Here is a 5,246-nt window from a genome sequence, read left to right as displayed (position 1 = left end):
GGCCAAGCAGTCGATTCCTCGGCAATAGTTATTATGCCAGGAAACTTTGAATAAACCTGCTCATTAAACTTGCGTAAAAAATTAATCGCCTCAATATTTTCGCGCCCTCCATAGGGATTGGGGATCCATTCGCCTTCTTTGCGGGAGTAGTCGAGATACAGCATAGAAGCCACTGCATCAACTCTAAGCCCATCTATGTGATATTTTTCTAACCAAAAAAGAGCATTGCTAATTAGAAAATTTGCTACTTCATGCCGACCATAATTAAAAATAGACGTGTCCCAGTCCGGATGCACTCTTTGCTTCGGATCGGAGTGTTCAAAGAGATGAGTTCCATCAAAAAATCCTATGCCATGCTCGTCGTATGGGAAGTGACCAGGCACCCAATCTAAAATTACTCCTATGCCATTTTGATGAAGACAATCCACCAAATACTTAAAATCGTCAGGACTTCCGAAACGGCTAGTAGGCGCAAAATACCCTACCGTTTGATAACCCCAAGAGGCATCGAAGGGATGCTCTGAAACGGGGAGAAATTCAACGTGAGTAAAACCCATTTTCACTACATACGCAGAGAGTATACTTGCGAGCTCCCTGTATGATAACCATCGATTCCCCTGCTCGGGACAGCGCATCCATGAGCCGAGATGCACTTCATAAATGCTGATTGGCGCATTAATATTGTTTCTTTCAGAGCGGGAACTCATCCACTGCAAGTCGTGCCACTTGTATTTGTCTACATTCCAAACTTTTGAGGCAGTCCGCGGCCTAAGTTCAGCCGCAAAACCGTAAGGATCCGCCTTGTCTACCGAATAACCACCTACGGACGACACTATGTGATACTTGTAAAGTTCACCCTCTGTCACTCCAGGAACAAACAACTCCCATACGCCTGAATAATCCTTGTTCTGCATAACATGACTGCTATTGTTCCAGGAATTAAAATCTCCAATAACTGAAACGCTTGCGGCATTAGGTGCCCACACTGCAAAGGTAGTTCCAGCTACGCCATTGCTTAAACCAACATGCGCCCCCATTTTTTCGTACGAGCAATAGTGAGTTCCCTCTCTTAAGAGATATAAATCGAATTCTGTAAGGCTATCTGCATTTGTCTTCAACACTTACCTCGCTATGTATACATTCGACCTGCGAATTACTCTATTTTTTTAAACTGCAATAAAAACACACTTAAACTCCTAGGTGAAGCCGGATATGTGTCATTTCCACTAAAACAACTTATTGGCTCGCCATTGCCGTCTTCTACAGTGCTTAACTCTAACAACCAATAGGTAGAACTATCGAAAATTGGAAGCCTAAACTCTACAATTTCACTATGCGCGTTAAATACCAAAAGCAAGGTATCGCCAATAACGGCGTGGCCCTTTTCGTCTAGTTCCTCTATCAGCGCTCCCGACAAGCATACTGCTAAACTGCGGGCAAAGTGATCTTGCCAATCCTTTTCCTGCATTTCTAGACCAGATGGAGCGTACCAAGTGATGTCCTTTTTGCCCGAAATTGGATCGAGTTTGCCCTTGAAAAACTTTCGCCTTTCAAATACTGGATTTCCCTTGCGCAGTTTAGCAAGCCGACTAACGAAGTTTAGCAAATTCTGCTGCTCAACATTCCACTCCCAAGAAAGCCACGTCCGCTCATTATCGTGACAATAGGTATTGTTATTGCCATACTGTGTTCGCCCATATTCATCTCCCGAATTAATCATGGGCACTCCGGATGAAAAGAAAAGTGTAGCTAAAAAATTCCGCATCTGGCGATTCCGAAGCGCCTTAATGCTAACATCTTTTGTCTCTCCTTCTACTCCGCAGTTCCAACTCCGATTGTCATTATCGCCGTCCCTGTTGTTATCCTTGTTAGCCTCATTGTGCTTCTGGCTATAACTGACTAAATCCCTTAACGTAAAACCGTCATGGCAAGTTACAAAGTTAATGCTGGCATAAGGCCTGCGCGCGCCACCGTAGAGATCGCTACTGCCAACTAATCTCGTCGCAAACTCTCCCAAAACTCCGTGATCTCCCTTCCAAAAGCTGCGCATGACGTCGCGGTACTTTCCGTTCCACTCTGTCCAAAGCACTGGGAAATTTCCCACCTGATAGCCACCCTCTCCCAAATCCCAAGGCTCCGCTATTAGCTTTACTTGCGAAATAACTGGATCCTGGTGAATAACTTCAAAGAAGGCTGCCAACTGATCGACTTCATAAAGCTCACGTGCTAAAGCGCTTGCTAAATCAAAACGAAAACCATCCACATGCATCTCGAGTATCCAATACCGCAGACTGTCCATTATTAACTGTAGCACACGAGGATGGCGCATGTTTAGGGTGTTGCCACAGCCGGTAAAATCCTGATAATAACATTTTTGTTTGTCCACCAAACGATAATAGACCTGATTGTCAATTCCTCTAAACGAGAGATGCGGACCTAGATGGTCGCCTTCTGCGGTGTGGTTGTAAACAACATCCAAGATAACCTCCATATTATTGGCATGAAGAGTCCTTACAAGCGTTTTAAATTCATTTATTTTTTGCAACGGATCGGGATGTTTGGAGTATTCGGGTTCTGGCGCAAAATATCCCAACGTATTATAGCCCCAGAAATTGCTAAGACCTCGTTTGAGCAAATGTCTATCGTGAAGTTTCGCGTGAACTGGCATTAGTTCAACCGACGTAACGCCTAGTCGCTTTAAGTGATCGATAACCGGCTCGCAAGTAAAACCCCAATACGTTCCCCGCAGATGAGGAGGAACATCTGGATGCAACATCGTCATGCCTTTTACATGCGCTTCGTAGATTATGGTCTTGTGCCATGGCGTATTTGGACGCCTATCGTCTCCCCAATTAAACGAACTATCTACCACTGCTGCCAAGGGCGCATATTGGACATTGTTTCTTGTGTCCATTTTCTGATTATCGTCCCCCTTGCTGATGCGATAAGAAAACATTGAATCATGCCATGTAACGCCCCTAGCAATTGCCTTGGCATAGGGATCCAAAAGCAACTTGTTTGCATTGAAGCGCTTGCCATTTACCGGATCCCAAGGCCCATGGACTCTGTAACCGTATAATTGTCCCGGCCTAACATCCGGCAAATAGGCATGCCAAACGCTATCCGTATATTCCGACATGGGAATCTGGTGCGACTCTGCCTTGGCTTTAGGCGAATCGAATAAGCATAACTCAATTCTAGTTGCGTTTTCGGAAAATATGGCAAAGTTAACACCCATACCATCCCAAGTTGCTCCAAGGGGATAAGGCTTTCCTGGCCAAACTCGAAAGGAAGGACTACTCATTTAGTGCACTTTTCCAATAACTCTTTAGCAAATTTTAACTTAGCAAAATATAATGAAAACAACGCTTAAGTTAGAGTATCCTATCAAAGAAACAGTAGCAGGCATAATGCATAACTCAGACGAGGCCCTTTGGATAAATCTCTAAAATGCTTGTATAGATTGTTTGGTCTTCGGAAATCCTATTACGACATCTGGGGGAACAAACATCAATTGTCCGAGGAAGTTGCTAGAGAATTCTTTTTTTCCTTAGGCTTAAGCAGGAATGATTTGGCAAATCCAGGCGCTGCTGTTGAAAGGCTTAGAGATTCGCAATGGGAAACTCTACTGCCCGCTGTAGAAATAATTGACGAAGACAGCATTAATTCGCGCCTCATCTTAAACATTCGAGAAGAACTGATTCACGCTAAGCTAAGATGGAGCCTTCAAGATGAAGGCGGTAGTATTTCTAGCGGAGAATTAGAGCTAACGACTTTAAAAAAGCTCCGCAGTCGCCACGTAGGAAGCACTATAATTCATCGCTTTATCTTTCGCCTTAATGGCAAGCTTCCTCTGGGCTATCATAAATTTTTTATCACTAAGCTCTCTAATAGCGGAGAGGAAACGCTTGGCGTAACGCAATTAATAGTAACACCGAAACAGTGCTACCTACCAGAGGTCGTAGAACGAGAGCAAAAATTAAAGGGTTTGTCGGTTCAATTATACGCCGCGCGTTCTAAAACGAACTGGGGTATCGGCGACTACAAAGACTTACAAAGCTTAATTGAAGATGTTTGCAAAACAGAAGTGTCGTTTGTTGGCTTAAACCCTCTACACGCTTTTTCGTTAACACCCCCAGTTTACTTCAGTCCCTACGCCCCACTAAGCCGCTCTCAGTTTAATCCCTATTACCTCAACGTCGAGGCTTTGGAAGAAATGAGCTTGGAAAATAGCCGTTTATGCCAACTCTGCCAATCCAATGAATTTAAAAGCCAAATAGAAAAGACTAGAAGCAGCGAGCTAATCGATTACGAAGGCGTATACGACTTAAAGAGAAGGGCTTTAGAAGCTGCCTTCGAGGATTTTTTCGAGAATCATTTCTCTAAAGCAACCAAGAGGTCTAAGGAGTTCCTAGCTTTCGCAAATAGCGGCGGCGACGCTTTAGATAAATATTCAACATACGAAGCTCTGAAGAGACATTTTTACAAACTAGATAATGCATCCTGGGGCTGGCCAGTTTGGCCTCTGCCTTACCAAGATCCAAACTCCACCGAAGTAGCTAGATTCAAGGAAGAAAACCAAAAAAGCATGCTTTTTTTTAAATACGTCCAGTGGCAATGCAATGTGCAACTTAGCGCGGTTCAAGAAAAAGCAGACGGGCTCGCTCTGGGACTTTATTTGGACTTGGCTTTGGGAACGAGCAAAGATAGTGCTGACGTTTGGGCTACGCAGAGTTCTTATGCCGTAGAAGTCGAAGCTGGCGCCCCGCCGGATTATTACAACGCACTGGGCCAAAAATGGGGATTTGCACCTTTTAATCCAGCGGGACTAAAAGGCAACGCCTTTAAAGAGTTTATCGAAGTTCTAGTAGCAAACATGCGATACGCTTCTGCCATTAGAATCGATCACATAATGTCGCTAACAAGACTTTTTTGGATACCAGAAGGCAAATTGCCTATAGAGGGTGGATACGTTCGCTATCCCTTAAGGGAACTATCTGCAATCATAGCCTTAGAGAGCCATAGAAATAAATGCATGGTAATAGGGGAAGATTTAGGGACCGTACCGAACGACATCCGGAAGACCATGCATGAACGTAGAATGTTGTCATACAAGATCCTGCTTTTTACAAAAGATCGACATGGCAACTTCCTTCCCTCCGATGGTTACCCAGAGCTTTCTCTAGCAACAGGCACAGTTCACGACCTTCCAAGCTTTTGGAGCTATTGGGATCAAAAGGACATAG

Annotated in this window: 3 protein-coding genes; 1 reads left to right on the top strand and 2 read right to left on the bottom strand. The window is 44.2% G+C overall.

All coding sequences use genetic code 11. The annotated features are described in order from the left end of the window. Together glgB and glgX are read right to left on the bottom strand one after the other, a co-directional pair. Positions 1 to 1,121, bottom strand: a 1,121-nt coding sequence (gene glgB / locus IT291_11135; GenBank protein MCC6221782.1) for a 1,4-alpha-glucan branching enzyme, incomplete at its 3' end; no start/stop codon positions are given. Between the two features lie 32 nt (positions 1,122 to 1,153). Next, positions 1,154 to 3,304, bottom strand: a complete 2,151-nt coding sequence (glgX, locus tag IT291_11130) for a glycogen debranching protein GlgX (GenBank protein MCC6221781.1) — start codon at positions 3,302 to 3,304, stop codon at positions 1,154 to 1,156. Positions 3,305 to 3,514: 210 nt separating this feature from the next. Between glgX and malQ the strand changes: the two genes are divergently transcribed. Beyond that, positions 3,515 to 5,246, top strand: a 1,732-nt coding sequence (malQ, locus tag IT291_11125; GenBank protein ID MCC6221780.1) for a 4-alpha-glucanotransferase, incomplete at its 3' end; no start/stop codon positions are given.

The organism is Deltaproteobacteria bacterium (assembly GCA_020845775.1).
In the GTDB taxonomy this organism is placed as follows: Bacteria; Bdellovibrionota_C; UBA2361; order SZUA-149; family JADLFC01; genus JADLFC01.
The sequence above is the reverse complement of the archived record's forward strand: the minus strand, read 5'-3'. Positions and strand labels throughout refer to the sequence as shown.